19 protein-coding genes are annotated in these 25,578 nt (G+C 61.8%); 10 read left to right on the forward strand and 9 right to left on the reverse strand.

What is annotated here, in order from left to right; translation table 11 throughout:
* The first annotated feature begins 2 nt into the window (after positions 1-2).
* The gene (locus QP363_RS05040; RefSeq protein ID WP_284763115.1) at positions 3-1,448 is read left to right on the forward strand and encodes a cell wall metabolism sensor histidine kinase WalK; all 1,446 of its coding nucleotides are present in this window, start codon (positions 3-5) and stop codon (positions 1,446-1,448) included.
* Positions 1,449-1,451: 3 nt separating this feature from the next.
* On the opposite strand, the gene QP363_RS05045 is transcribed toward QP363_RS05040, so the two are convergent.
* A complete protein-coding gene (locus tag QP363_RS05045) occupies positions 1,452-1,880 on the reverse strand; it encodes an HIT family protein (protein WP_070645602.1) in 429 nt (142 codons plus the stop codon).
* A 34-nt stretch (positions 1,881-1,914) separates the two neighbouring features.
* Between QP363_RS05045 and purD the strand changes: the two genes are divergently transcribed.
* Complete coding sequence (purD, locus tag QP363_RS05050; protein WP_070711528.1) at positions 1,915-3,189, forward strand: phosphoribosylamine--glycine ligase; 1,275 nt, start codon at positions 1,915-1,917, stop codon at positions 3,187-3,189.
* 39 nt (positions 3,190-3,228) lie between these two features.
* Positions 3,229-4,668 carry an adenylosuccinate lyase gene (gene purB / locus QP363_RS05055; RefSeq protein WP_070446043.1) on the forward strand — a complete coding sequence of 480 codons (1,440 nt, stop codon included), beginning with the start codon at positions 3,229-3,231 and terminating at the stop codon, positions 4,666-4,668.
* Between the two features lie 221 nt (positions 4,669-4,889).
* Here the strand turns inward: purB and QP363_RS05060 are convergent, their stop codons facing one another.
* A complete protein-coding gene (locus tag QP363_RS05060; RefSeq protein WP_246815734.1) occupies positions 4,890-5,696 on the reverse strand; it encodes a serine/threonine protein kinase in 807 nt (268 codons plus the stop codon).
* Between the two features lie 64 nt (positions 5,697-5,760).
* Here QP363_RS05060 and QP363_RS05065 point away from each other — a divergent pair, with 64 nt between their 5' ends.
* The 3 genes from QP363_RS05065 (at position 5,761) to QP363_RS05075 (ending at position 9,537) form a co-directional block, all read left to right on the forward strand.
* Entirely contained in the window at positions 5,761-6,618 is an 858-nt protein-coding gene (locus QP363_RS05065; protein ID WP_284763119.1) for a phosphoribosylaminoimidazolesuccinocarboxamide synthase, read from the forward strand.
* A 9-nt stretch (positions 6,619-6,627) separates the two neighbouring features.
* Entirely contained in the window at positions 6,628-8,736 is a 2,109-nt protein-coding gene (locus QP363_RS05070; protein ID WP_284763121.1) for a S9 family peptidase, read from the forward strand.
* A 117-nt stretch (positions 8,737-8,853) separates the two neighbouring features.
* A complete protein-coding gene (locus QP363_RS05075; RefSeq protein ID WP_284763123.1) occupies positions 8,854-9,537 on the forward strand; it encodes a DUF2334 domain-containing protein in 684 nt (227 codons plus the stop codon).
* 414 nt (positions 9,538-9,951) lie between these two features.
* On the opposite strand, the gene QP363_RS05080 is transcribed toward QP363_RS05075, so the two are convergent.
* Both QP363_RS05080 and QP363_RS05085 read right to left on the reverse strand, forming a co-directional pair.
* Positions 9,952-11,166 (reverse strand): HNH endonuclease signature motif containing protein, encoded by a 1,215-nt coding sequence (locus QP363_RS05080; RefSeq protein WP_284763125.1) that lies wholly within the window; start codon positions 11,164-11,166, stop codon positions 9,952-9,954.
* A gap of 143 nt (positions 11,167-11,309) precedes the next feature.
* Entirely contained in the window at positions 11,310-14,528 is a 3,219-nt protein-coding gene (locus tag QP363_RS05085; RefSeq protein ID WP_284763127.1) for an ExeM/NucH family extracellular endonuclease, read from the reverse strand.
* Positions 14,529-14,756: 228 nt separating this feature from the next.
* Here QP363_RS05085 and purS point away from each other — a divergent pair, with 228 nt between their 5' ends.
* From purS to purL, 3 genes are read left to right on the forward strand one after another with little or no spacing between them, the layout of a single operon-like run.
* Positions 14,757-14,987, forward strand: a complete 231-nt coding sequence (gene purS, locus QP363_RS05090) for a phosphoribosylformylglycinamidine synthase subunit PurS (RefSeq protein WP_039676532.1) — start codon at positions 14,757-14,759, stop codon at positions 14,985-14,987.
* Entirely contained in the window at positions 14,987-15,649 is a 663-nt protein-coding gene (gene purQ, locus QP363_RS05095; RefSeq protein ID WP_070710946.1) for a phosphoribosylformylglycinamidine synthase subunit PurQ, read from the forward strand. The genes purS and purQ overlap by 1 nt, the downstream gene beginning before the upstream one ends.
* A gap of 28 nt (positions 15,650-15,677) precedes the next feature.
* Positions 15,678-17,975, forward strand: coding sequence for a phosphoribosylformylglycinamidine synthase subunit PurL (gene purL / locus QP363_RS05100; protein ID WP_284763141.1), 2,298 nt, complete (start codon positions 15,678-15,680; stop codon positions 17,973-17,975).
* A 75-nt stretch (positions 17,976-18,050) separates the two neighbouring features.
* Here the strand turns inward: purL and QP363_RS05105 are convergent, their stop codons facing one another.
* Positions 18,051-19,010, reverse strand: a complete 960-nt coding sequence (locus QP363_RS05105; protein ID WP_070645627.1) for an Abi family protein — start codon at positions 19,008-19,010, stop codon at positions 18,051-18,053.
* Between the two features lie 297 nt (positions 19,011-19,307).
* Positions 19,308-20,345, reverse strand: a complete 1,038-nt coding sequence (locus QP363_RS05110; RefSeq protein ID WP_284763143.1) for an alpha/beta hydrolase family protein — start codon at positions 20,343-20,345, stop codon at positions 19,308-19,310.
* 290 nt (positions 20,346-20,635) lie between these two features.
* Here QP363_RS05110 and QP363_RS05115 point away from each other — a divergent pair, with 290 nt between their 5' ends.
* Positions 20,636-21,289, forward strand: a complete 654-nt coding sequence (locus tag QP363_RS05115; protein ID WP_284763183.1) for a hemolysin III family protein — start codon at positions 20,636-20,638, stop codon at positions 21,287-21,289.
* A 27-nt stretch (positions 21,290-21,316) separates the two neighbouring features.
* Here the strand turns inward: QP363_RS05115 and QP363_RS05120 are convergent, their stop codons facing one another.
* The 3 genes from QP363_RS05120 to QP363_RS05130 all read right to left on the reverse strand — a co-directional run bounded on the left by QP363_RS05120 (position 21,317) and on the right by QP363_RS05130 (position 25,463).
* Positions 21,317-21,955, reverse strand: coding sequence for a hypothetical protein (locus QP363_RS05120; protein ID WP_284763145.1), 639 nt, complete (start codon positions 21,953-21,955; stop codon positions 21,317-21,319).
* Positions 21,956-22,050: 95 nt separating this feature from the next.
* Positions 22,051-24,135 (reverse strand): acyl-CoA dehydrogenase family protein, encoded by a 2,085-nt coding sequence (locus tag QP363_RS05125; RefSeq protein ID WP_284763147.1) that lies wholly within the window; start codon positions 24,133-24,135, stop codon positions 22,051-22,053.
* A gap of 29 nt (positions 24,136-24,164) precedes the next feature.
* A complete protein-coding gene (locus QP363_RS05130; RefSeq protein WP_070710528.1) occupies positions 24,165-25,463 on the reverse strand; it encodes an acetyl-CoA C-acetyltransferase in 1,299 nt (432 codons plus the stop codon).
* Positions 25,464-25,578: the final 115 nt, after the last annotated feature.

The raw sequence follows: 25,578 nt of genomic DNA on the forward strand, positions 1-25,578 counted from the left end.
CTATGAGCGAATCCACCGCGAACCCGGATTCCGGATCCACGCCGGTGCGCAATAGCGCCTTGCGCCGGCGCATGCAGCGCCCTAAAGCGCTGCCCTTGCGCACGTGGCTGCTCGTCTTGATGGTGCTGGTTTCGGGCCTGGGCCTGGCTATGTCCTCCTTGGCGGTCTCGTCGATCATGCGCAACGTGCTCTACACCCGCGTGGACACCGAGCTGAATGATGCCCTGAGTTCTTGGGCCAGCAATCTCGACGCGACTTTCTACACGCCGCAGGACGGGAGCCGCCGACCCCCGACGGACTATGTAGCACTGGCGTATTATCCCGATGGCTCCGTGGTAACCACGCGGCCGACGGCGGCGTTGCCGGATGCTCGTTCGGTGGTCGTTGGTGGTGAACCTAGCACCGTTCGCTCAATTCAAGGCGAAACCGAATGGCGTGCCGTGGCGCAGCTCAAGACGGATGGCTCCGTGGTGGTCGTCGCTAAAGACATGACGACGGAAAACTCCATTCTGAAAGGCCTCGCTATAGTCCAGGTCATCATCGCGGCGCTGGTCATGCTCATTATCGCGCTCGTGGGTATGTGGCTGATCCACCGGGCGCTGCGGCCGCTGCGCGTGGTCGAGAAAACGGCCTCCCAAATCGCGGCCGGCAACCTGGACAAGCGCGTGCCAGAGTGGCCGCTACATACCGAGGTAGGCCAGCTCGCCGCGGCGCTTAACGTCATGCTGGGACAGTTGCAGAACTCCGTCGTCCATGCGCAGGAAAAGGAGCAGCAGATGCGCCGCTTCGTCGGCGATGCCTCCCACGAGCTGCGCACGCCGCTGACCAGCCTGCGCGGCTACACGGAGCTGTACCGTTCGGGGGCGACTAAAGATCCGGAATTTGTCTTCAGCAAGATCGATGCCGAGTCGCAGCGCATGTCGTTGCTGGTGGAGGACTTGCTAGCCCTGACGCGTGCGGAGGGATCGCGCCTCGATATGCGCGAGGTAGACATGCTGGAGCTCGTGCTTTCCGTGGGCTCTTCGGCACGCGCGGCCTTTTCTGGCCGCACGATCAACGTCAACAATGAAGCCTCCGAGATTCCGATAGTCAACGGTGACGCGGACCGCCTGCACCAAGTGTTGCTCAACTTGGTATCTAACGGTATCCGTCACGGTGGTGACGAGGCATCGGTGACGCTGACTTTGCGGGATGATGAGGAGAACGTGCTTATCGACGTCGCCGATGACGGCAAGGGCATCTCCCCCGAAGATGCAGCCCATATCTTTGAGCGCTTCTACCGTGCGGATAGTTCACGGACCCGCGATACGGGTGGCTCGGGCTTGGGCTTGGCCATTGTGAAGTCCCTCGTGGAACAGCACGGCGGTTCGATCTCCGTGGACTCTGAGCTGGGCAGCGGATCGGTCTTTACCGTCCGCCTCCCCAAGGCGCCGACGAGCGGGAGCTAGCGCCTAGTTGCTGCGGCGGCCGTCCTCATCCGTGCCGAGGTGCTGGCGGATGCGCGCGGCGGCCTCGTCCATGGCGGCGGGGTCGGTGGCGTCGGCAGCGAAGGCCTTGGCGAAGTCGTAGTCTTCCATCTTCTCGGTGGGGAAGAGGTGGATGTGGGTATGCGGCACGTCGAAGCCGGCGATGATGTAGCCCGTACGCGGGGTGTCGAAGGCCGTCTTAATGGCGCCACCGATCTCTAGAGCAATCTCGTTGAGGTGCGCCCAAGTCTGAGAATCGAGGTCAGTCCACTTATCGACCTCCTCGACTGGCACGACCAAGGTGTGGCCATAACGTAGCGGCTCGATGGACAAAAATGCCACGCATTTCTCGTCGCGGTAGACAAAGCGAGCTGGCAGCTCGCCCTCGATGATCTTTGTAAATACGGAAGACATGGCCCCTAGGCTACCGCCAGTTAAGATAGACGGCATGCGCATTCTCGTTATTGGCTCGGGCGGCCGCGAACACGCCCTGCTCACTGGCCTTAAATCTGATCCCTCTGTTACCGATTTGCACATCGCCCCGGGTTCCCCGGCACATGCCAAGCAAGCCACCATTCACCCGGAGTATTCCCAGGTGGACGATCCTGCGCGTATGACGGAGCTGGCGGTTGATATTGACGCGGATCTGGTGGTCATCGGGCCGGAGGTGCCGCTGGTGAAAGGCGTGGCGGACGCTTTGCGTGAGCGCGGCATTGCGGTCTTCGGGCCGTCGGCAAGCGCGGCACAGATCGAGGGATCCAAGGCCTTTGCCAAGGATGTCATGGCGGCCGCCGGCGTGCGCACCGCACGCGCGGAGCAGCTCGCCCCCGGCACCAGCGATGAGGACATCGAGGCCGCCCTCGATCGTTTCGGCCCGCACTTCGTGGTTAAGGACGACGGCTTGGCCGGCGGCAAGGGCGTCGTGGTGACCGAGTCCCGCGACGCGGCCCGCGCGCACGTCGATGCGGTTCATGCCGTGGGCAACCCAGTGCTGCTCGAGTCCTTCCTCGACGGACCGGAGGTCTCCTTGTTCTGCTTGGTGGACGGCGAAACCGTCGTCCCGCTGCTCCCGGCACAGGACCATAAGCGCGCCTATGACAACGATGAAGGCCCCAACACCGGCGGCATGGGTGCCTACACCCCGCTGCCGTGGCTGCCTGCCGACGGCGTCCAGCGCATCGTCGACGAAGTCTGCGTTCCCGTGGCCAAGGAAATGGTCAAGCGTGGCACTCCCTACTCTGGCTTGCTCTACGCCGGCCTGGCGTGGGGCAAGGAAGGCCCAGCCGTGGTGGAATTCAATGCCCGCTTTGGAGACCCGGAGACACAGGCGGTGCTCGCTTTGCTGAAGTCTCCGCTGGGTAAGGTTTTGAATGCCACTGCCACCGGACAGCTGGCGGAACTTGCGCCGCTGGAGTGGGAGGAAGGCTACGCCGTTACCGTGGTGCTGGCTGCCGAGGGTTACCCGGCTTCCCCGCGCAAGGGTGATTCGATCACCTCGCCGGATCTTGACGATCCCACCCGCGTCCTCCATGCTGGCACCACCACGGGGGAGGGCGGCTACGTCTCCAACGGTGGGCGCGTCCTCAACGTCCTCGGTCGCGGCGCCACCCTCGCCGATGCCCGTGCTGCCGCCTACGAGATTCTCGGCGGCATCGAGCTGGAGGGCAGCTTCTTCCGCACAGACATCGCACTGCCAGCGGAGAAGGGCCAGATCAGCATCTAATCCGCTGATAATGCCTCCTTTGGGGCGAGGCGTGGAATAATGAGCGACGTGGCTGAAAAGAAGAACATTTCCAACGTCCTGTCCGCTCGATACGCCTCCCCCGAGATGGCTGAAATCTGGTCCCCAGAACACAAGATCATCCTGGAGCGCCAGCTGTGGATTGCGGTGATGAAGGCGCAGAAGGATCTCGGCGTAGACATCCCAGCTGCGGCTATCGCCGCTTACGAGGCGCAGGTTGAGAACGTCGACCTCGCCTCCATCGCGGAGCGTGAGCGCGTCACGCGCCACGACGTTAAAGCTCGCATCGAAGAGTTCAACGCCCTGGCCGGCTGCGAGCACATTCACAAGGGAATGACCTCGCGTGATCTGACGGAGAACGTGGAACAGCTGCAGATCCTGCGTTCTTTGGAGCTGACCCGCGATAAAGCCATCGCGGTGGTCTCCCGCATCGGTGAGCGCGCCGCGCAGTACCAGACTCTGGTGATGGCGGGCCGCTCCCACAACGTCGCCGCCCAGGCCACGACCCTGGGCAAGCGTTTCGCTTCGGCTGCCGACGAGCTCCTGCTCGGCATCGAGCGCGTGGAGTCTCTGCTGAGCCGTTACCCGCTGCGCGGCATCAAGGGCCCGATGGGTACCTCGCAGGACATGCTTGACCTCATGGGCGGATCCGAGGACAAGCTCGCGGCGCTAGAAACGCGCATTGCGGATCACCTGGGCTTCTCCCGCGTATTCAACTCGGTGGGCCAGGTTTACCCGCGCTCCCTCGACTTCGATGCTGTGTCCGCGCTGGTGGAGCTTGGTGCTGCGCCCTCCTCACTGGCGACGACCATCCGCCTCATGGCCGGCAACGAAACCGTGACTGAAGGCTTCAAGGAGGGCCAGGTTGGTTCCTCCGCGATGCCGCACAAGATGAATGCCCGCTCCTGCGAGCGTGTTGGCGGTTTCCAGGTCATTCTGCGCGGCTACCTGACGATGGTGGCGGACCTGTCCGGCCAGCAGTGGAACGAGGGCGACGTCTTCTGCTCGGTGGTGCGCCGCGTTGCCTTGCCGGATGCTTTCTTTGCCATTGACGGCATGTTCGAAACCTTCCTCACCGTGCTGGCAGAATTCGGTGCTTTCCCGGCGATGATCGACCGTGAACTGGAGCGCTACCTGCCCTTCCTCGCCACCACCCGCATCCTCATGGCGGCGGTGCGCGCGGGCGTGGGCCGTGAGACCGCGCACGAGGTCATCAAGGAAAACGCCGTCGCTGTAGCACTCAACATGCGTGAGAATGGCGGGGAGCAGGACCTGATTGAGCGCCTGGCTGCCGACGAGCGCCTGCCGCTCGATGCCGCAGCTCTCGAGGCCGCGCTGTCGGATAAGCACGCCTTCATCGGTGCTGCCGAGTCGCAGGTGAGCCAGATTCTGGGCCGCATCAAGGCGATTGCTGACCAGCACCCGCAGGCCGCGGCCTACACCCCGGGCGAAATCCTCTAGCTCACGCGGCCGGGGGATCCCCTGTGAAGGGACGACCCGGCGCGGTACGTTTTCGCAGACAAGCCCTCTCAAACGTGAGTTTTTGAGGCTCTATTTACGAAAACGTACCGCGCTGGCCCGGTCCATGTACGTTTCGATCAATTAAGGTTGCCCGAATTTTCTGGTCCCTATTTGATCGAAACGACCTTCTATCGACGTCCCGGGCCACCCGGCACTAGCTTTTAGGCCATCCCGGGGATGCGCAGCACCGGCAACTCGAAGCCGCCGAGGGATTTCCCGTTGGAGGCGAGGTAGCCGCCGATCATCAGCGCGGTGAGTACCGCCATGATGCCGAGAACCGCAGCACCCGTGGACGAGGTTTGCTGCTGCGTCGTCTTGCCCGGAATGGGCAGCTCCGGCACCGGCTGGATGCCTTCTTGCGCACCGCGGCTGCGCAGTTCCTCGACGCACTCAGCGAAAGACTGCACCTGCGCTGCGTTGAAGGCGTCAACGGCTTCTTTCTCCTGTGCCTGGTTTTCTGCCAGAGCGGCGCGCAGCTTGGGGCTGAAATCGCTACCCGTCGACAGTAGTGGCGCCGGTCCCTTCTTTGCGCGGGCGGCAGCAGCATTGATGGAGTACTCGGCGTCCTGCGGCAGCAGCACCGACTCATCCGCTACGAGCGCCTCCGGAGCGGCGGCGCCGACCAGGATGATGAGCATATCCGCGCCCGTATAACCGGCCTTGCCCAGCGCGGCCACCGTCGCCGCATAGCCCGGAGCCTTGCTGATATCGCGCGAGGTATACGCGGAGAAATCCAGCTTCGGGAACTGCGCTTGAATCTGCTCGGAAGTCGCCTTAATCGTCGCGATATATCCAGCGCGGACGTCCCGGGCTAGCTCGCGATCCGTGGCCGAGGCCGACATCGTGCACAGCCATTGGCCGTGGTCAGATTCGCGCACGGAGATATCGGCAGCCTGCGCCGCCGGCACGCTCAGGGCACCGCCCACCAGTGCAGCGGAGGTCAAAAGGGAGATCATGCGAGAGTGCACAGGCTTAACTCCTCATGCTTGGGATGTATCTTGAAGCAGTCTAGACGGGTCTAGGATGTATGTCATGCGTCCAGAACTTTCTTCCTATGCCCACATCGCCTCCGGCAAGGTGCGCGATATCTACGAAATCGACGACAATACCCTGCTCATGGTCGTCTCCGACCGCATTTCCGCCTACGACCACGCCCTGGAGCCCGCCATTCCGGACAAGGGCCGTGTGCTTACGGCGACCTCGAAGTTCTTCTTCGACGTCATTGATTTCCCTAACCACCTCGCCGGCCCGCTCGATGATGAGCGCATCCCCGAAGAGGTACTCGGCCGCGCCATGGTGGTGCAGAAGCTCGACATGCTGCCCTTCGAGTGCATCGCCCGCGGTTACCTCACCGGCTCCGGGCTGAAGGAATACAAGGCATCCGGCAGCGTGTGCGGCGTCGAGCTGCCGGAGGGGCTGACCGAGGCCTCCCGCCTGCCCGAGCCCATTTTCACCCCGGCCACCAAGGCGGAGCAGGGCGACCACGATGAGAACGTCTCCTTCGACGTCGTTGTGGAGAAGCTAGGCCGCGAGCGAGCTGAGCAGCTGCGCGAAGCCACCCTGCGCATTTATGCCACGGCCGCCGCACTGGCGGAGGAGAAGGGCATCATTTTGGCGGATACGAAGTTCGAGTTTGGCGTCGACAAGCACGGCACCTTGGTCTTGGCTGATGAGGTCCTCACCCCGGACTCCTCACGCTACTGGCCGGCCGATACGTACGAGGAGGGCAAGGTTCAGCCCTCCTTTGATAAGCAGTACGTGCGCGATTGGCTGACCAACTCCGGCTGGGACAAGGAGTCCACGCCGCCGCGCCTGCCGGATGACGTTGTCCAGGCCACCCGCGCGCGTTATGTTGAGGCTTTTGAACGCCTGTCCGGAACCACTTTTTAAGGAGGCTGAATGAACGCACCACACGCAGCGAAACGCCCGGTCACCCGTGAGTTCCATGGCCGCAGCTTCATCGATAATTACGAGTGGCTGCGCGCGAAAGACGCCCCGGAGACCCGCGAATACTTGGAGGCCGAAAACGCCTACACCAAGGAGCGCACCGCACACCTGGACACCCTGACGGAGAACATCTTCACTGAGGTCAAGTCCCGCATTAAGCAGACGGACATGTCCGTGCCCCAGCGCCGCGGTAAGTACTGGTACTACGGGCGCACCGAGGAGGGGCAGGAGTACGGCTACAGCTGCCGCATCCCGGTGTCGGAAGGTTCTGATCCGTGGACTCCGCCGACCATCCCGGAGGAGGGGGCGCCGGAAGGGGAGCAGGTGCTTCTCGACGTCAACGCGCTCGCCGAAGGCCACGACTTCTTCGCCCTGGGCGCGTCCACGGTGAGCGATTCCGGTGACCTGCTGGCCTATTCCGTGGACGTGGCCGGCGACGAGCGCTTTGAGCTCTTCATCAAGGACCTGCGCACAGGAGAGCTGTTGGAGGACCGCCTGGAAGGCATCTTTTATGGTGCGACGTGGGTCGGGGAGGAGTTCATCTTCTACACCACCGTCGATGATGCATGGCGGCCGGACACCGTGTGGCGCCACCGTGTGGGAACCCCGCAGTCAGAGGACGTCGTGGTCATGCGCGAGGAGGATTCGCGTTTCGGCATTGGCGTGGGGACGACCCGCAGCGAGAAGTACATCATGATTGTGTCCGGCTCGAAGACGACGAATGAGGCGTGGGTGCTCGAGCAGTCCAACCCCGAGGGGGAGTTCCGCTGCCTCTGGGAGCGCGAGACCGGCGTGGACTACGACGTTGACCACGCCGTGGTGGGCGGCACCGACTACTGGGTTGTCACGCACAATGCCACCGGCCCCAACTTTGCCTTAGGCTACTGTCCGGTCTCCGATGACCTTCCAGCCTTGCGCGAGCTCACCGTCCTCATGCCGCATGATGACACCGTGCGCATTGAAGGCGTGGATTGTTACCGCGACCAGATCGTCGTGGGCTACCGCCGCGGCGGCATTGGCCGTGCCGCGGTAATGGATGTGCGGGAGGGGTGGGCGCGTTTCGACGAGCTCAACTTCAACGAGGAGCTCTACACCGTTGGCGTGGCCGGCAACCCGGAGTGGGATGCGCCGGTGCTGCGCGTGAGCTATACCTCCTTCATCCAGCCAGCCCAGCTCTTTGATTACCGCGTGGCCACCGGCGAGTACACGCTGCTGAAGGAACAGGAAGTCCCTGGCGGCTATAACAAAGACGAATACGTGGCCTATCGCGTCTGGTCGGAGGCGCCCGATGGGACGAAGGTGCCGGTGTCCATCGTGCACCGCGCGGACTTGGACCGTGCGCAGCCGAACCCGACGCTGCTTTACGGCTACGGCTCCTACGAGGCAAATATGGACCCGTATTTCTCGGTCTTCCGTTTGTCTCTCATGGACCGCGGCATGATCTTTGCCATGGCGCACGTTCGCGGCGGCGGCGAGATGGGCCGCAACTGGTACGACGACGGCAAGATGCTGGCTAAGAAGAACACGTTTACGGACTTCATCGCAGTGGCCGATGACCTCATCGCGCGCCGCGTGACCACCCCGGACACCTTGGTGGCGGAAGGCGGTTCCGCCGGTGGACTGCTCATGGGCGCGGTGGCGAACATGGCGCCAGATCGGTTTAAGGCCATCGAGGCCAACGTGCCCTTCGTGGACCCGCTGACCTCGATTCTTATGCCGGAGCTGCCGCTGACAGTGGTGGAGTGGGAAGAATGGGGCGACCCGTACCACGACCCGGAGGTCTATGACTACATGGCTTCTTACTCACCGTATGAGAACATTGCGCCGCAGAAGTATCCCAATATCCTGGCGCTGACCTCGCTTAACGACACCCGCGTGCTCTACGTGGAGCCGGCGAAGTGGGTGGCCAAGCTTCGTGACGTCGCCACCGGTGGCGAGTTCCTCCTCAAGACCGAGATGGCCGCCGGCCATGGTGGTGTGTCCGGCCGCTATGCCAAGTGGCGGCAGGCGGCATTCGAGTATGCGTGGTTGATTAACCAGGCCACGGGGGTTGAGTCTTAGGCTCCCCGCTTGAGCTGTGTGGCTAATGAGCCGCACAGCGTCCTAGGCCGCCCATGTGGGGGAGTGAGGCTTCCCCTCGGCGCGCGCCGGGACGGTGGCTGTGCGATAATTTTCCTTATGCATGGCCACCTTTTGGTTTCGATTTCCAGTATCTTCGACGACACCCGAAGGCAGGCCGCTGACCTGCTGGAGCAGTTCGATAAAGCGGATATCCCGGTGTCCTTGCTTGTAGCGTCACACATCGATGGCAATTGGCACCTAGCTAAGGATTCGGCGACACAGTCGTGGTTGCGGGAGCAAGCCGAATCGGGCCGAGTGCTCATTCTCAACGGCTTCGACCAAGCAGTTCAGGGCCGCCGTGCGGAATTCGCAAACCTGGATGCACACGAGGCGCGTCTGCGCCTCAAGGGGGCGACGCGGCAGATGGCCAGAATCGGCTTTGAGCCCACTATCTTTGCGCCGCCGCGCTGGCGTATGTCGGCGGGAACTCTAGAAGTTCTTCCTGAGTTTGATTTTGACTTTGCTGCATCCACCCGCGGCATCCATGACCTGCGCACCGGCGAGCTCCACCAAGCCCGCAACTTGTCCTTTGGTGAGGGTTTCGGTTCGGCCAAGTGGTGGCGCCGCAACATCATCCGCGCTGCCGAGCGCTCCGCGCAGCGCGGCAACACCGTGCGCCTATCGATTTCCGGCCGTAACCTTGATGACCGCAAGGTAGTGTCCGATTTCCTTAAGGCCGCCGAGCGCGCCGTTGGAGCAGGCGCCAGTCCCGCTGACTATACGGCCTTCGCACCGCGCTAGCCGTGCCCACTCGAATGCTCACGACACGTTAAACCATCCGCATATCCCGGTGTCCGTTGGCCTGTATAGAAAGGGAGACGCGTCTTCCAGGAACGACGGAGTGCCCGTAAACCTTCATCCGGTTGGCAGGTTTCGCTCTTTAAGGGCTTAAGGATCCCGTTGCTCTTGCTGCTTCCGGCAGCACGTGAAGCCGGACTTGGGGTCGCCGGATTGCCCGTCAGTCTGGCTTTGGATGATGGGTAGCGCTGGCATAAAGCTCGCAGGTTTTCCTGCGTGCCTTGTTGTGGTTTGTGGGTGGTGTTGTCTGAAGGATCGCCGATGTGCCCGCTAACCTTCCCTCGGTTGGCGGGTAGCGGTGTTGGTGCAGGTGGTGAGCCGTTTCCTTTCAGTTGTTGCTGTGTGTGGTGGCTGGGGTTAGCTGCTGTCGGGTGGTTCCTTTGGTGGCTGTTCTGGTGTTTGTGTTCCGGGAGGTTGTGTCGGTGCCTGCCGGTGTGGCGCTGGGTGGCTCTGTCTTCCAGTTTGCTCCGGTAATCCTTGGGTTGGTGCTGTGGTCTGTGTCTTTGCGGCTGCTTGTTCGGTGTTGAGTCTGGCTAGTGCTTCTTGGTATTCCGGCATTGCGGTAATTGGGGCACCCCAGGGTGGGATGAAGGACACTCCGGTGTTGAGTCGGTACATGTAGCCGCGTCCGGTAGGCCTGTGTGGGTCATCGTCGTTAATGCCGTTGTGGTAGGCGCACAGGAAGGTCAGGTTTTTAATGTTGGTGTAGCCACCTGCTTGCCAGGGGATGAGGTGGTGGACTTGGCAGTAATCGGCTGGTTTGTTGCAGCCTGGTCTTGAGCAGGTGTGGAATTCCGCGTGCAGGCTAAGGCGTTGGTTGAGGTTTGCTCCACGTTCTAGGCGCCAGGTGTTGATGGGCCCGTCAAGAGGGTGGACGAGGGTGGCGTAGCCTATTTCGGCAAACTTGTGGGTGAGAAACTCTGCGCCTGTCATGCGCGCGCCGTTAGTCAGGTTGAGCTGGATTTCGTCCCCGTCGCCGTTAATGATTTGGTCGAGCTCATTCAGGGTGATGATGACTTGGGTGCGCACGGCCGGCTTTGTACCGCTTGCTTGGTTGAAGAAGACGTCATTGGCGGCTTTAAGCAGATCAGTGGTGTTGGTGGATTCTAAGACGGCGCGCATGTTGGCAATCGTGGTGGCGTCATCGGTAATGGAGAGCGTGTTGGGGCCTTCGGATCTGTAGGTGATGCGCACGCCTGGTTTGACGGTTCTTTTAGCACGCAGTTCTTTAAGCCGTGCGGCGGCAACATGTGGGATGCGGTGTGCGGGTGTGGCAGCGAGTTTGATTCTTAAGTTCCAGGCATCCAGGGTCTTTTTCACGCGTGCGGTGTAGGTTTCAATCAGTGTGAGGGTGCCCAGGCTGTGGCGTTGTTGAAGGGCTGCAGCACGGGCTTTCTTTTGTTTACCGGTAAAGCGGGTGGGACCGAAGTAAACCTGGTGCAGCTGTGAAAGCTCGGTGGCATCAGAGGCATCCGCGCCGAGCACGCGGAGCTCATCGGGTGTGCCAGGTACATGTTCCACCAGTGCAATCCCCGAGTTGCGAAGGCGGAGGTAGGTTTCGATATCCCCCATGAGCACAGAGACTAAAACAGCACTAGCAACCCCGCAACCGGAGGAAGAAAATTCCTGGTTAGAGGGGTAATCGGGCTGGTAGGAGAAAAGCCCCTCAGATGAGGGGCTTAACGAGACTGAATAAATACGCTCAGCAGAGTGCTTTATTTAGACCCGGTCGGGACGCAGGCCGCGCCGATGATGCCAAGCGCAGCCAGCAGGCCGAGACCACCGGCAGCGTACTGAGCTTCGCGCGGGATGTTGCGGGCCATCGACTCAATCTGCTTCCGGACCGGCTCGAAGCCCGGGATGTTGAACTGTGTATTGGCAAACCCAAGGAAGGCCAGCGGGATGGCAAGGGCTGCGGGGATGGCGAGACCGAGGGCAGTCGGCAGGCAGCGCTCGCCAGTAGAAGAACCGGTTTGGCTGGCGGGCTTGCTGTCTACCTTGATGGTTTCGGAAGTGCCATCGGTGTACTTCACAACGAGGTTGCCCGCAGCGTCAGTGGTCACGGACTCGATACCACGGCCATCCTTGCCGTCTTGACCATCGGCTCCGTCCTTACCGTCTTTGCCGTCGCTACCCGGTGAGCCCTGGTCGCCCTTCGGTCCGACAAGGAGACCGAGATTATCGGTTGTGCCGTCGGTGTAGGCGACGATGACCTCGCCCCTGTCGTTGGTGGTCACGGACTCAATACCACGGCCGTCTTTGCCTGGCTTGCCGTCAGCGCCGTCTTCGCCGTCGGTACCATCCTTGCCATCGGCACCGACAACATTGCCGGCGTCTTCGGTGGTGCCGTCGGTGTAGGTGATGATGAAGTGGCCCTCGTCGTTGACGGTGACAGACTTGATGCTGCGAGACTCATCAGCCTGATCCGGGTCTTCAGCTGGATCCGGATTCTCAGCAGAGCCGCAGCCTTCGAGCTCGTCCGCAGAGCGTTTCACCGTCGCAAGGTTGAAGCCCACCTTGACCGGGTCGTGGTCGGAGGAGCGGTAGGGGTTATCGGCCTCAAAGACATCGCCGCCGGTGTAGTTGCGGCGGGAGTACTCCATGGCAATCGGCTCGTCGGAGTTGATGTTCCACGTCTGCGCGGCCTGGGCGTCGACGTGCTCGTTGGCCAGGATGTGGTCCAGGGAGCCGAGGCGGCCGGAGAACTGGTAGGAGGCCACGTCCTGCCAGTCCTCTTGGGCGTTGAGCTCCTCAACCGGGATGGTGTAGCCAGCGTTGCGGAAGACGGAGATGGCGTCTTCCTTGGAGTAAGCGTTTAAGTCACCCATGACGAAGGTGGCCTTCTCCTGCCACTGTGGCTGCTTGGACAAACCATCCAGGACTGCCTGGGCGTGGGCATTGCGCACGTTCGGGTTGTTGCCCTGACCATCGCCGGTGTCCTTGTCACCGTTGGCCACGGAGCCCTTGGACTTGAAATGGTTGGTCACCACCACGAAGGAATCGGGGCCCTCAGGAGCGCACTTGTCAGCAACCGGTTCAAACTCCGCAGCGAGCGGGGTGCGGGCGGTACCCTTGAAACGCTCATCCTCAAGCAAGGAGGTCTCACCGACCGGCTCGACGCGGTCCTTCTTGTAGATGATCGCAGTGCGGATGACATCCGTGTCCGCCGCGGAGTTCGCTGGGGCCTTGACGTAATCCCACTTTTCAGACCCCGCACGGGAGTTGAGCTCACCCACGAGGTACTTCACGGCATCGTCATAGGTGCCACCCACGGTGTTGGCGGCGTTCTCAATCTCAGACAAGCCAATGACATCGGCGTCAAGGCCCTCCAGCGCAGTGAGGATCTTGCCCTTCTGGTCCTCAAATGCGGAGGCAGACCACGCACCGCGGAAGGTGGGGCTGTCGGAGCCCACACCGTTACCGAAACGGTCCTTGTACGCCTTCGCGCCGTTGTCCTCACCAAGGTTGATGAAGAAGTTGAGCACGTTGAACGCCGCCACGGTGTAATCGCCAGCCACCTGCGGGGCCTCCGGACGGGCCGGGTCCCACGTAATTGGCAGATCTGCGGTAGCGGAGTCACCCGTAATCATCGTGGTGGGCTGGAAGCGCCACTGCTCGTGGCCGTAACCCAGGATGACGCCGGAGTCCGCGAACTCCACCTGGTTCGTCGTGCGAATCGTCTTCACATCCGAGCCGTTCTGCATGATGTACGGCAGCTTCGCCGACGCGCCATCGCGGGTGAAGTCACGGGTGGAGCCGTCATCCACGATGACGTACTTCGCCGCGTTAGAGGCTTCCATGTCCTTTTGCTCCTGGGTGCCAGGGGAGACAATATCGGTGGGCTGGCGCAGCGCCTCGGTGCCCGGTGCTAGACCGAGCTCGCCGTAGCGGTTGAGGCCGTAGTTATCGGTCACGGTGTGCACGCCAGGCTTGAGAAGCATGGACTCGAGCTTCTCTCGCTCCTCATCTCCCTCGGGTAGGGCATCGATGGCGAGCGGGGTGGCGGGATCGAGTGCGGTGTCGAGGACGGAGCCCTGGGCCAGGGCGATTTGGGTCTGGCCGTAGTACTCATCAACGGTGCCGGTGACCTCGACGGATTCCCCAATCTTTGGGTAGAAGCCGGTGCCGCCGGTGTAGACGAAGACAGCCTCAGAGGCCTCTGCCGGTACGGTGTCGCCCGTGCCCGGGGTCTGGATGGTGAAGCCGTTGAGGGACTTCTCACCCTGCCACACGGCGGTGACAACACCCTGGGTGGTGACGTTCTGTCCCTTGAGCGGGGACTCCGCGCCGGTGCCCTGGATTTCCGGGATGGTGACGGATGCGCCCGGCTCGGCCGGTGTGGGGTCCTCCGGCGCGGTGGCGCCACCGCCAGCAGACTTCGGCGTCGGCGCTGTAGCGCTGAAGTCAGCAACGTTGTCGTCGGTGTCGGTGCCCTCGGCGTCGCGTTGCGCAGAGGTGGAGTTGTTCAAGGCCTGGGCAGGGGAGCCCTCGCTGAGCGACGCCTCCCCGTACCCCACGAGGTCTACCACGGCCCCGGAGGCGTCGTAAAGCTTCACCGAGCCCTTGGAGCCGGACAGATTCAGGTTCCCCTCTGCATCAGGAGCAGGAAGCGGCTCACCGGTGCCGCCACCACCTTCCTGGATGAGGAAGTGGCCCGCGGCCGGGAGGGAACCGGACAGCTCGTGCTTTCCGCCAGAGTTGCCGGAGGCGGACAGGTACTCCACGGACCAGCCAGTGAGGTCGAGGTCAGCTGAGGTGGGGTTATAAAGCTCGATGAAATCGTGGTTAAACGCGGCACCCTTGTTGCCGCCGCCACCGTAGACCTCAGAGATGACGGCGTTGGAGCCGTCCACAAAGGCGCTGGCCTGGGGGACAACAATGCAGGTAGAGACAAGGGCGGCGATGGCGAGTGAGCCAATGCGTTTGAAATGCATGAGAGGTTCCTTGGATAGGTGAGAAAGGGCAGCGCATCTCGTTCTACCTGGGTTTCGGGGCACGTGATACCGAAGCGCAGAGGGCGAGCTGGGGGTTAAGGTGGGATTCCCCAAGAATTCTTCAACCGTTTGGTTTGAATTCATCACCCCCAAAGATTCCGAATCTTTCTTGCCGGCGGGATAGACTGGCGGGGCACCTATACTCACGCACAGTAAGGCAAAATTTTCATGGCTCGTGTAGTTGTCAATGTCATGCCCAAGGCCGAGATTTTGGACCCGCAAGGCCAGGCCGTCGTTCGCGCGCTGGGCCGCCTGGGGGTTGCTGGTGTCAGCGACGTGCGCCAGGGCAAGCGCTTTGAAATTGAAGTTGATGATTCGGTCAGCGCCGAGGAACTCGAGAAGGTGGCTTCCACCTTGCTGGCCAACACCGTGATCGAGGATTACGAGGTCATCCAGTAATGAAGATCGGCGTTATTACCTTCCCTGGCACGCTTGACGACGTCGACGCGGCCCGCGCCGCCCGCACCGCCGGCGCCGACGTCGTGTCCCTGTGGCATGCGGATGAAGACCTGCGAGGAGTGGACGCCGTCGTTGTACCCGGTGGCTTTTCCTACGGTGACTACCTGCGCTCCGGCGCTATTTCGGCGCTGGCCCCGGTGATGCGCGCGGTGGTGGAAGCAGCGAATAAGGGCATGCCGGTGCTCGGCATCTGCAACGGCTTCCAGATTTTGACGGAGACCGGCCTGCTGCCCGGCGCCCTGACTCGCAACCAGGGCCTGCACTTCCACTGCGTGGATACCTACCTCGAGGTGGAGAACGCACAGACCTCCTGGACCAGCGAGTTTGAGCAGGGCCAGCGCATCCTGATTCCAGCGAAGCACGGCGAGGGCCGCTTCCAGGCGGATGCGGAGACCGTGGAACGCTTGGAGGGCGAAGGCCGCGTGGTCTTCCGTTATACCGATAACTTCAACGGCTCCATCAACGGCATCGCCGGCATCACCAATGAGGCCGGCAACGTGGTGGGGCTGATGCCGCACCCAGAGCACGCCATCGATCTTCTCACCGGCCCGTCCACCGACGGTCTGGGTTTGTTTGTGTCCGCCCTCAAGGTCGTCGCTTAACCCGCGCCGACGGTTATAAGGAGAAACAATGACCGTACACAACGACACCGTCGAGCAAGCAGCTGCGCAGCCTGAGCTGGAGCAGCCCTACCGCGAGTTGGGCCTGAAGGATGACGAGTACGCGCACATCCGCGAGATCCTGGGCCGCCGCCCCACCGACGCCGAGCTGACCATGTACTCGGTGATGTGGTCGGAGCACTGTTCTTATAAGTCCTCCAAGACGCACCTGCGCTACTTCGGCGAGACCATGACCGAGGAAATGGGCTCCAAGATCCTCGCCGGCATCGGTGAGAACGCCGGCGTGGTGGATATCGGAGACGGCAACGCGGTGACCTTCCGCGTGGAAAGCCACAACCACCCCTCCTACGTGGAGCCGCACCAGGGTGCGGCCACGGGTGTCGGCGGCATCGTCCGCGACATCATGGCCATGGGCGCTCGCCCGATTGCCGTGATGGACCAGCTGCGCTTCGGCCCGGCGGATGCCCCCGACACCAAGCGCGTTTTGCCTGGCGTGGTTGGCGGTATTTCGCACTACGGCAACTGCTTGGGCCTGCCTAACATTGGCGGCGAAACCGTTTTTGATGAGTCTTATGCTGGCAACCCGCTGGTTAACGCGCTGTGCGTGGGAACGCTGAAGGTGGAGGACCTGAAATTGGCCTTCGCCTCCGGTACTGGAAACAAGGTCATGCTCTTCGGCTCGCGCACCGGCCTCGATGGCATCGGTGGCGTGTCCGTGTTGGCTTCTGACACCTTCGAGGACGGCGCGGAGCGCAAGCTGCCGGCCGTTCAGGTGGGCGACCCGTTCGCGGAGAAGGTCCTCATCGAGTGCTGCCTGGAGCTGTACAAGTCCGGCATCGTCGTGGGCATCCAGGACTTGGGCGGCGCGGGCCTGGCGTGCGCCACCTCCGAGCTGGCCGCCGCCGGTGATGGCGGCATGGAGATCAACCTGGACAACGTCCCGCTGCGCGCCAAGGATATGACCGCCGCGGAGATCCTTGCCTCCGAGTCCCAGGAGCGCATGTGTGCCGTGGTGACCCCGGAGAACGTGGAAAAGTTCAAGGAGATCTGCGCGCGGTGGGACGTCACCTGCGCCGAGATCGGTGAGGTTACCACTGGCAAGCACCTCATCATTCGCCATCAAGGCGAGGTCGTTGTGGATGCCCCAGCCGGCACCATCGCGGACGAGGCCCCGGTCTACGACCGCCCCTACGCCCGCCCGGAGTGGCAGGATGCGCTGCAGGAGTTCAAGGGCGTCGAGAAGCAGGACCTTACCGTGGCGCTGAAGAAGCTCGTGGCCTCCCCGGCGCTGTGCTCCCGTGATTTCATCACCGAGCAGTATGACCGCTACGTGCGCGGCAACACCGTGCAGTCCCATCACGCGAACGCTGGTGTGCTGCGCATCGACGAGGAGACCGGCCGCGGTATCGCGGTATCGGCTGATGCTTCTGGGCGCTACACCAAGCTGGATCCGAACATGGGCACACGCCTGGCGTTGGCGGAGGCCTACCGCAACGTCGCTGTGACCGGTGCCCGCCCGGTCGCCATCACCAACTGCCTCAACTACGGCTCCCCGGAGAACCCGGACGTAATGTGGCAGTTCCGCGAGTCCGTGCACGGGCTTGCCGACGGCGCCGTGGAGCTCGGCATCCCCGTGTCCGGTGGCAACGTCTCCTTCTACAACCAAACCGGCGAGGAGCCGATCTTGCCGACGCCCGTCGTAGGCGTCCTGGGTGTCATCGACGACGTCCACACGTCCATCGGCAACGAGCTTGGACGCGTAGAGGAGCCGGAGGTCCTTGTTCTGCTGGGTGAGACCAAGGATGAGTTCGGTGGTTCCATCTGGCAGCAGGTAAGCGCTCGTGAACAAGGTCACGAGTCAGAGAAGGGACTCAATGGCCTGCCGCCACAGGTGGACCTGGCCAACGAGCAGCGTCTCGCGGACTTCTTCGTGGGCAACGAAGGCCTGACCGCTGCACACGACATCTCCGAAGGTGGCCTCGCCGTCACCGCATTCGAGATGGCCAAGCGCAGCGGCGTGGGCCTGAGCCTGGATCTGTCTAAGGTCCACGAGGACGCCTTCGTGGCAGCCTTCTCTGAGTCCGCCTCCCGAGTGCTGGTAGCAACGACCGCTGACCGCGTCGACATGCTGCTGCAGCGCGCCGAGGAGTGCGGCGTTCCGGCCGTCGTCGTCGGCCAGACCACCGACAACGGTGAGCTGGAGCTGGGCGGCGAGTCCGTTGCTGTTTCCGAGTTGCGCGAAGCTTGGGCGGCGACCCTGCCGGACCTCTTCGGTCACGCCGTCGGCGCGAACTCCGTCGTGGAGTAAAACGCGCAGTTCCGCTCAGCAGCGTTGACGCTGCATCAGCCCGGCTTCGGCCGGGCTTTTCCTTTTCCGAGTCATTTAAATTGTTTCTTCATCCCAGTTGCCATGAATACCGATACTGGCTTTTTCGACAAGAGGATTGGTGAGGAAGTGTCCATTTAACAAGGCCACTACTTTTTCAGGCCACGTGGTTCCAGGAGACACAGTCCGCAGTAAATGCGCCATGATTATCAAAGCGCCGAATAACTTCTCACTTTGATTCTCTGGAAGGATGTGTAGGTTTCCATTGTTCCGGATAACCTCAGTTGGAGCCGGAGCAAATGAACGATTCCACAGCCTTCCATGGTGGGCACATGTATTCCGAATGACAGTTAGCTGCTCGAGCCAACTCGCCAGTGGATGTTTCTTCGTAAGTCTTTGCTTCTGATTCCTATTCAAACTAGAGAAGTTGATCTTTATATTCAGCGCTTCCGAAATTGACCGTTGATCGTTGGATCCTAAGCCTGCATAGAGCTTTGAAATGTCCGAAAAATCGAGCACTTCAGCCACAACCCACATGGGATACTGTCCACCGTATTCATCAATGTAGTGCTTCACGGCGTCGCTCTTCTTCGCTCTCGCAAGCCGACCGTACGCTGTACTCAGCCACGACACGTGGTCAAAGTTTGGCCGAAAGTCGTCTGAACGGAGATAGAAAGTAGGATCATTGGGGTGTCGAGTACACAGTAGCTCGACGAGCTTGGTGCGCATCGCAACCTCGATTCGCTCCATACCATCATGAATCAGGGTACGGAGTTTCCGATCGGCTTCATATAAGGAGACGACGTCGGCAAAGTCAGTACCATCGACGAAGCTGCTAATTCGGCTAGTTCCGTCTTCAGTGAACTGTCTAGCCGGATACCAATAGGCAGAAAGCCGGTAGTAGCTGACGTGTGAAAACCATTGTTCAGCTAAAGCTCTGTCGATCTTCATGCCGCGGCTTTGCAGGCGAAGAATGTGTTCGCCAATGGTCGCTGCTGGCTTGAGCGTAGAAGACATGAAAAGCCAATCTAGAGGTGGGATGTGTTGCCACGATGACAGTGTTGGCGAGACTGCGCAAATAGAGATCCAGCCCACTCCGTGTTTCCGAAGGGAACCGGGCGGGCTGAACTATTAACCAAAATTTTACCGCAGAATCTTGACATGCGTCAATCCCTTTTTTCGGGCAAACGTGAACCTTGAAGATCTAGTTGTTTAGCTGAGGGTTAGTGGAATCAAATCCTGCAGTGGGTATATTTCGTGGTCGTGGTGATGAAGGGGGCTTGCGTCTGCAGTGAAGCGACAACCAGTCAAAACTTAGGCGCCGATAGTGCGGGCGATGGTCTGGTCCCAGCTCAGCTTCATCTGGTGGGAGAAGAGGTTGAAGGTGTGCGAACCCTGGGGGCTGAAGTAGCGGTTCACGCGCACCCCGGCGTTGCGGGCGTTGCGGGTGAATTCCTCCGAGCACTGGTTGGCCACCATCTCTACCGCGCGGGGGCCGAGCCACTGGGCGGGGCTGTTGGTGCCATCGATGGGGCCCGGGGTGCCGGAGGCCGAGCCCACGAAGACCTCGACGTCGCGCAGGCGTCCGGGGTTGGCGTTGGGGTCGTGTTCGAACCACTGCGGGGAGCCTGGCAGGCCCCAGGCATTGAAGGAGGAGCCGCCGCCGTAGGCAATCATCGCGGTGGAGGTAGGGAAACCAATCGCACCGGAGCGTACCGGGCAGCCGGAGTAGGAGGCTGCGGCCTTGTAGCGCTGTGGGGCGTGACCGGCGATGTCGAGTGCGGCGCCGCCAGTAGAGGAAATGCCGCCGATGGCATCGCGGCCGGTGCCGTGGAATTCGGCGTCGATCAGCGGGGGCAACTCAGCGGTCATGTAGGTGTTCCACTTGTTGACGCCCAGGATCGGATCCTCGGCATTCCAATCGGTGTAGAGAGAGTAAGCGCCGCCAAGCGGCATCACCACGTTGACGTTCTTGCCCACGGCCCAGTGGCGGATATCGGAGTGTGTCATCCAGTTCATGCCGGCCTGGCCGCCCTCCACGCCGGGCAGCAGGTAGAAGGAGGGGCGCGGCTTATCGCCCTCAGGGAGCAGGACGTTATTGGAAATCACCGCATGATTGGCCGGGGACCAGACGTCCACCACCCAGTGGTTGCCGCCCATGTGGCGCTTTGCGGTGATGAAGGGCTTGTCACCCAGCCAGGGTTGCGGGTTGGTCGCGCGCGAGGAAACCTCACCGATGGTGCTGGACTGGGCGGAGGCGGAGTCGATGCCTGCCGACGCCGCCCCCAGTGCCACCATGGCAGCTGCGACCAGCGCCGCGGTGCGGCGAGAGCGTGAGACAAAGGAAAGCATAATGTGGGTAGTTTACGTGGCCAGTGCCCTCGTGCTGCAAATATTGGAAGAAAAACTGGAGGAAACTTTCGCTCCACCCTTGTCTGCCGCAATGCTCGGCCGTATAGTTACGGATACGTAAGTTTTGGGAGTGAATGCGTTATGCGCACGACCCGCATCTCAGGCAAGGCAAGGCCCCCACTATGAACGCACCCAGTGCTCAGAAATCGTCCCCGCAAGAATTTCCAGTTGAATCAGGCTCTGTGCAGGAAAATAGCACGATAGAGCAGCTCATCCAGCGCACGTACTGGATGGCGGACCGCGGCCCGCGCCCATTAACGCGCGGCTGGGGGCACTTCTTTGCGGCCATCGCCTCCCTGATCGCATCGACAGTGTTGATTACCTTTGCGTGGATGACGCTGCCGTGGTGGCAGGGGTTAGCAGTAACGGTGTATGGCGTCGGCGTGGTTGGCCTCTTTACAGTCTCGGCGCTGTACCACCGCTGGCCATGGGTATCGATGCGTGCTGTGCAGTGGTGGCGGCGTGCTGATCACGCGACGATTTCGGTGTTCATCGCGGCGACCTACACGCCGCTGTGTGCCATCGTGCTGGAGCCCACGCAGGCGCTATGGATGCTGACTGCTGCGTGGGTGGGCGCCACCATGGGGGTTGTCTTGAACTTGGTGTGGATTAATCATCCGCGGTGGCTGGACGTGGTGGTCTATCTCGTGCTGGGTTGGCTCATCCTGCCTCTGTTGCCGAATCTGTGGCACTCCGCAGGGCCGGCCGTGGTGTGGCTGCTTTTTGCGGGTGGCGTGGTCTATTCAGTGGGGGCGCTGATGTACGGCTTCAAGTGGCCGGGTCGCAACGCACGTTGGTATGGCTACCACGAGCACTTTCACACCGCGACGATTGCCGCGGCGGTGGTGCACATGGTAGCCATCTGGATGGTTGTTGCGGGCTAGCTTTAAAGGATCTATTGAAAGCGTCTATTAGGCGTTGGTGAGGTCCTCTGCGAGGGGAAATTCGACAACTAGGCCTTGGCAGAGCACACGTGCGTTAGGGTTGCCATCCCAGGTGGGGTTGAAACCAACAGCGCGCAGCGCTTCGACGAGTTGCTCGCCAACGCTTGCTGGCGTGCTGAGCTCGTCATCGGTTTTCATGGTGCCGAAACCGAAGAAAAGTTCTCCGGTGTGAATCAGCCTGTCGATATCCTGCATATGGCAGTAAACATATCCTGCGGCATCGTCTTCTTCCGCTTGTTCGGCTCCGCACTCAGCGCCGTCGGAGGCGTCCCACCCCTCGTCAAAGCTGAAAGCTAGGTTGTGCTGTCGCAGTTCATCCCGAAGGGCGTCGAGGCGCTGTGCATCAGCAGACTTTTCTGTAACTTTTTGAGCGTAATCGGCGGCAACTTCGTCGATGATGGCGTCGAAATCTTCTGGGAACGGGTCCTGGCGGGTGCTCTCCCAATCAGAGGGATCGTCGAGAAGCTCGAAGAAGTCGTTGTGAATGTCCCGGCGTGAGTGGCCGTGGCACAGATGCAGCGAGATGTCGTTGCGAAGGGTTCCGGAGACTAAGAGATCCTCGGAGGGTGGGAAGGAACTGGAGAACATGGCGTGTGAGGTAGTCATGCTTGTGGATGGTAAATGTGTGATACTGCGCGTGACTGAAAGCAGGGAGGGCGCCCCGCCAGGTGGCGGAAGTGCCCTCGAGATGCGTGGCGTGACTAGACGTGGAGCGGATCCACACCGGCCTCGGTGAGCATCGGGATGTTGTGTACCTCAGGCGGAACGCCGAAGGCATCCACGAGTACGACGGACCATGGTGCGAGCGAATCGACGAGGTCGTTGATAGCAGCGCGGGCGGCCTTCATGCGGCCGGCCGGAATCAGGTTGTGCTCCTGGTACCAGCCCGCGTGCTGAACCAAGGTGTCGAAGACAAAGAGGTGGCGCAGCTGCTCGAAGACCTGGCGTGCCAGCGAACCTTCCTCCAGACGCTCCTCTGCCTCAATCATGGCTTGGACCAACAAGGTATCCACACGGGCCCAGCCGGCGGCGATGAGGTGATCCTGGCACTGGTCCACGATGGCAGCAGCCTGCACCTTATCGGCCTTGCGGGCTGGCTGGATGCGGCGCACGAGGGAGAAGAGGATGGACTGGGCACGGTCGTCGATCAGCTTGGCCTGGTAGGTGGCGTCGAAAAGCGAAGCCTCAGAAGGATTCACGCGGTCCACCAGGCTTTGCAGGCGGGTGGTAAAGCCGTAGCGGCGGCGAACCACATCGGTGGCGGTGGAGGCCGCGTATTTTACGGTGTCCCACGGGCTCATGTCATTCATCGCGCGGCCATAGGCGGTGAGCAGGTTCTTGCCCACCATCTGGATGAGCACGGTGTTATCGCCCTCGAAGGTGGCGAAGACATCGGAGTCGGCACGGTAGGTAGTCAGGCGGTTCTCCGACATGTAGCCAGCACCGCCACAAGCTTCGCGGCATTCCTGGATGGTGCGGGTGGCGTGCTGGGTCTGCGCGGATTTGATGGCCGCAGCCAGGGATTCCATCTCGCGGGAGGCGAACTTCTGCTCTTCGGTCGGTTCCGTCACAGACCAGGTGCCGGCCTCATGCTGATCGTTTTGCTCCTGGTAGCGCTCCAGAATCTGGTTGTAGAGCAGGTGCAGCGCGTAAGTACGGGCCAGCGGAATGAGCAGGCGGCGACGGTGCTGACGGTGCTCGATGAGGCGCTTTTCCGCGCCGGTGGCTCCTTCGAACTGGCGGCGGCGGTTGGCGTAGCGGATGGCGATGTCCAGGGAGGCCTCGGTGGCCGCGCCCGCTGCGCCGGATACGCCGATGCGGCCGCGGATAAGCGTGCCCAGCATGGTGAAGAAGCGGGCATTCTTGGACTCGATCGGGGAGGAGTACTTACCCTTCTCATCGACATCGGCGAAGCGGTTGAGCAGGTTCTCGCGTGGCACGCGGACGTTGTCGAAGCGCAGGGTGCCATTATCGACACCCACCAAACCACCCTTGTGGCCATGATCGCCCAGGGTGACGCCTGGTAGCTCGTTGCCTTCTTCATCGCGGATAGGGACGATGATGGCGTGGACGCCATGGGAGCGGCCATCGCTGTCCGGGGTAATGAGCTGGGTGAAGACGACGGCCGCACGGCCATCCTTGGCGGCGTTGCCGATGTAGTTCTTCACCGCGGAATCGGAGGGGGTGTTGATGATGAACTCATCGGTCTCCGGGTCGAAGGTTGCGGTGGTCTCTAGGGATTGTACGTCGGAGCCGTGGCCGCGCTCGGTCATGGCGAAACAGCCCGGAAGCTTCAGGCTGGCGGCCTTGTTGATCCAGTCGAGGTGGCGCTCGGTGCCCAGCTGATCTAGCGCGCCACCCCACAGGCCCCACTGCACACCGGACTTGATGGCCAGCGAGCCATCAACCCAAGCTAGGCCCTCGAGGGTGAAGGTGGAGAGATTCGGTTTGCCGGCGCCGCCGTGTGCGCTGCGCAGGCCGTGGCTGAATCCGCCGAAATCGCGAACCTTGGAGAGGTTCTCAAAGGTGTGCTGGCGCTGCTCCGCCATGGACAGGTGGGGCTTTGGGAAGAGCTCCGGGTCATTGAGGAAGGTGCGCAGTTCCTGGCGGAAGGCGGCATGGGGGCCGTCGAGAAGCGCGGCAAGTTCGGTGGCAACGGAAGGCTTGGGGGTGGTGGGCAGGCGGTGCGGGCTGCGGGCCTCCGCCTTGGGTGCATCGGTGGTGGCTTGGTTGTTGAGCTCTGGGGAGACGGGTTTCTTGTCTGAAGAAGACTTGGTGAGTGCCATGATGGGGGTCCTTTCTGAGAGGGCGGTGCTTAACGCTCGACGATGGCTGCGACACCCTGGCCGCCGGCGGCGCAGATGGAAATGAGGGCGCGTCCGCCGCCGTTTTCCTCAAGAATCTTGGCCGTGGTGGCGAGGATGCGGGTGCCGGTAGCGGCGAAGGGGTGACCGGCTGCTAGAGAAGAGCCCTTGACATTGAGCTTGGCGCGGTCGATGGGGCCGAGTGCAGACTGCAGGCCGAGGCGCTCGCGACAGTAGGTCTCGTCCTCCCATGCAGACAGGGTGGCGAGTACCTGGGAGGCGAAGGCCTCGTGGATCTCGTAGAAATCGAAATCCTGCAGGCTTAGGTTGTTGCGCTCGAGCAGGCGCGGGACCGCGTAGGTGGGGGCCATGAGTAGGCCGTCGGGGCCGTGGACAAAGTCGACGGCCGCGGTCTCGGAGTCCACCAGGAAGGCGCGGGGTTCGATGTTGTGTTCGGCAGCCCACTCTTCAGAGCTGAGGAGGGCCACGGAGGCGCCGTCGGTCAGCGGCGTGGAGTTGCCTGCGGTCATGGTGGCCTGCGTGCCGTGCTGCTCGGCATCGCGTTTACCAAAGACTGGCTTCAGCTTGGCTAGGGACTCCAGGGAGGAGTCCGGGCGCAGGTTGGTATCGCGATTGACGCCGAGGAAGCCGGTGGTGAGGTCATTGAAGAAGCCCTCCTCCCAGGCCTTGTGGAGGTTCTGGTGGGAGGCGAGTGCCAGCTCGTCCTGGGCTTCGCGGCTGACGTTCATCTCGCGGGCGGTGATGGCGGCGTGGTCACCCATGGAGAGCCCAGTGCGGGGTTCGCCATTCTGCGGCTGCTCCGGAGCCAGCTGCGATGGGCGGATGGAGCCGACGAGCTGTGCGCGCTGTGCGGCGGTCTTGGCACGGGTGAGGTTGAGCAGTGTGCGTCGCAGCGTGTCATTGACAGCCAGCGGGGCGTCTGAGGTGGTGTCCGTTCCTCCTGCGATGCCGGCGGAGATGCGTCCTTGGGCGATGGCATCGCCGACGTGGATGGCTGCCGCAAGGGAAGTGCAGCAGGCCTGCTGCATATCGATAGCTGGCGTCGTGGAATCGAGGGCGGAGCCGAGTACGGATTCGCGGGTGAGGTTGAAATCGCGGGAGTGCTTGAGAACTGCGCCGGCTGCGACGAGGCCTAGGCGTTCATCGTGCAACCCGTAGCGTGCCACGAGGCCATCCAGCGCACTGGTAAGCATGTCCTGGTTGGACGCATGAGCGTACTGCTTATTGGAGCGAGCAAAGGGAATGCGGTTGCCACCCAGGATGGCTACGCGGTGCGGGGGGTTGGTCATTGAAAACTCCTTCGCGAGTGGTCTTGTGCGAATCGTCCCAGTGGGAGGGGGTAGCAACCCGACTGTTTATTTCGCGTCACAACTAAAGTGATATTGTTAGTTCTATCACTTAATT

The organism is Corynebacterium sp. UMB6689, from assembly GCF_030215295.1.
Classification (GTDB): Bacteria; Actinomycetota; Actinomycetes; order Mycobacteriales; family Mycobacteriaceae; genus Corynebacterium; species Corynebacterium aurimucosum.

Excerpts from the sequence above, each read along its gene's own strand:
- QP363_RS05125 (WP_284763147.1), bottom strand. The coding sequence starts at position 24,135 with ATGGCACTCACCAAGTCTTCTTCAGACAAGAAACCCGTCTCCCCAGAG.
- QP363_RS05045 (WP_070645602.1), bottom strand. The coding sequence starts at position 1,880 with ATGTCTTCCGTATTTACAAAGATCATCGAGGGCGAGCTGCCAGCTCGC.
- purQ (WP_070710946.1), top strand. The coding sequence starts at position 14,987 with ATGAAGATCGGCGTTATTACCTTCCCTGGCACGCTTGACGACGTCGAC.
- QP363_RS05080 (WP_284763125.1), bottom strand. The coding sequence starts at position 11,166 with ATGGGGGATATCGAAACCTACCTCCGCCTTCGCAACTCGGGGATTGCA.
- purB (WP_070446043.1), top strand. The coding sequence starts at position 3,229 with ATGAGCGACGTGGCTGAAAAGAAGAACATTTCCAACGTCCTGTCCGCT.
- QP363_RS05110 (WP_284763143.1), bottom strand. The coding sequence starts at position 20,345 with ATGCTTTCCTTTGTCTCACGCTCTCGCCGCACCGCGGCGCTGGTCGCA.
- purS (WP_039676532.1), top strand. The coding sequence starts at position 14,757 with ATGGCTCGTGTAGTTGTCAATGTCATGCCCAAGGCCGAGATTTTGGAC.
- QP363_RS05120 (WP_284763145.1), bottom strand. The coding sequence starts at position 21,955 with ATGACTACCTCACACGCCATGTTCTCCAGTTCCTTCCCACCCTCCGAG.
- QP363_RS05105 (WP_070645627.1), bottom strand. The coding sequence starts at position 19,010 with ATGTCTTCTACGCTCAAGCCAGCAGCGACCATTGGCGAACACATTCTT.
- QP363_RS05085 (WP_284763127.1), bottom strand. The coding sequence starts at position 14,528 with ATGCATTTCAAACGCATTGGCTCACTCGCCATCGCCGCCCTTGTCTCT.
- QP363_RS05040 (WP_284763115.1), top strand. The coding sequence starts at position 3 with ATGAGCGAATCCACCGCGAACCCGGATTCCGGATCCACGCCGGTGCGC.
- QP363_RS05075 (WP_284763123.1), top strand. The coding sequence starts at position 8,854 with ATGCATGGCCACCTTTTGGTTTCGATTTCCAGTATCTTCGACGACACC.
- QP363_RS05070 (WP_284763121.1), top strand. The coding sequence starts at position 6,628 with ATGAACGCACCACACGCAGCGAAACGCCCGGTCACCCGTGAGTTCCAT.
- purD (WP_070711528.1), top strand. The coding sequence starts at position 1,915 with ATGCGCATTCTCGTTATTGGCTCGGGCGGCCGCGAACACGCCCTGCTC.
- purL (WP_284763141.1), top strand. The coding sequence starts at position 15,678 with ATGACCGTACACAACGACACCGTCGAGCAAGCAGCTGCGCAGCCTGAG.
- QP363_RS05065 (WP_284763119.1), top strand. The coding sequence starts at position 5,761 with ATGCGTCCAGAACTTTCTTCCTATGCCCACATCGCCTCCGGCAAGGTG.
- QP363_RS05130 (WP_070710528.1), bottom strand. The coding sequence starts at position 25,463 with ATGACCAACCCCCCGCACCGCGTAGCCATCCTGGGTGGCAACCGCATT.
- QP363_RS05115 (WP_284763183.1), top strand. The coding sequence starts at position 20,636 with ATGGCGGACCGCGGCCCGCGCCCATTAACGCGCGGCTGGGGGCACTTC.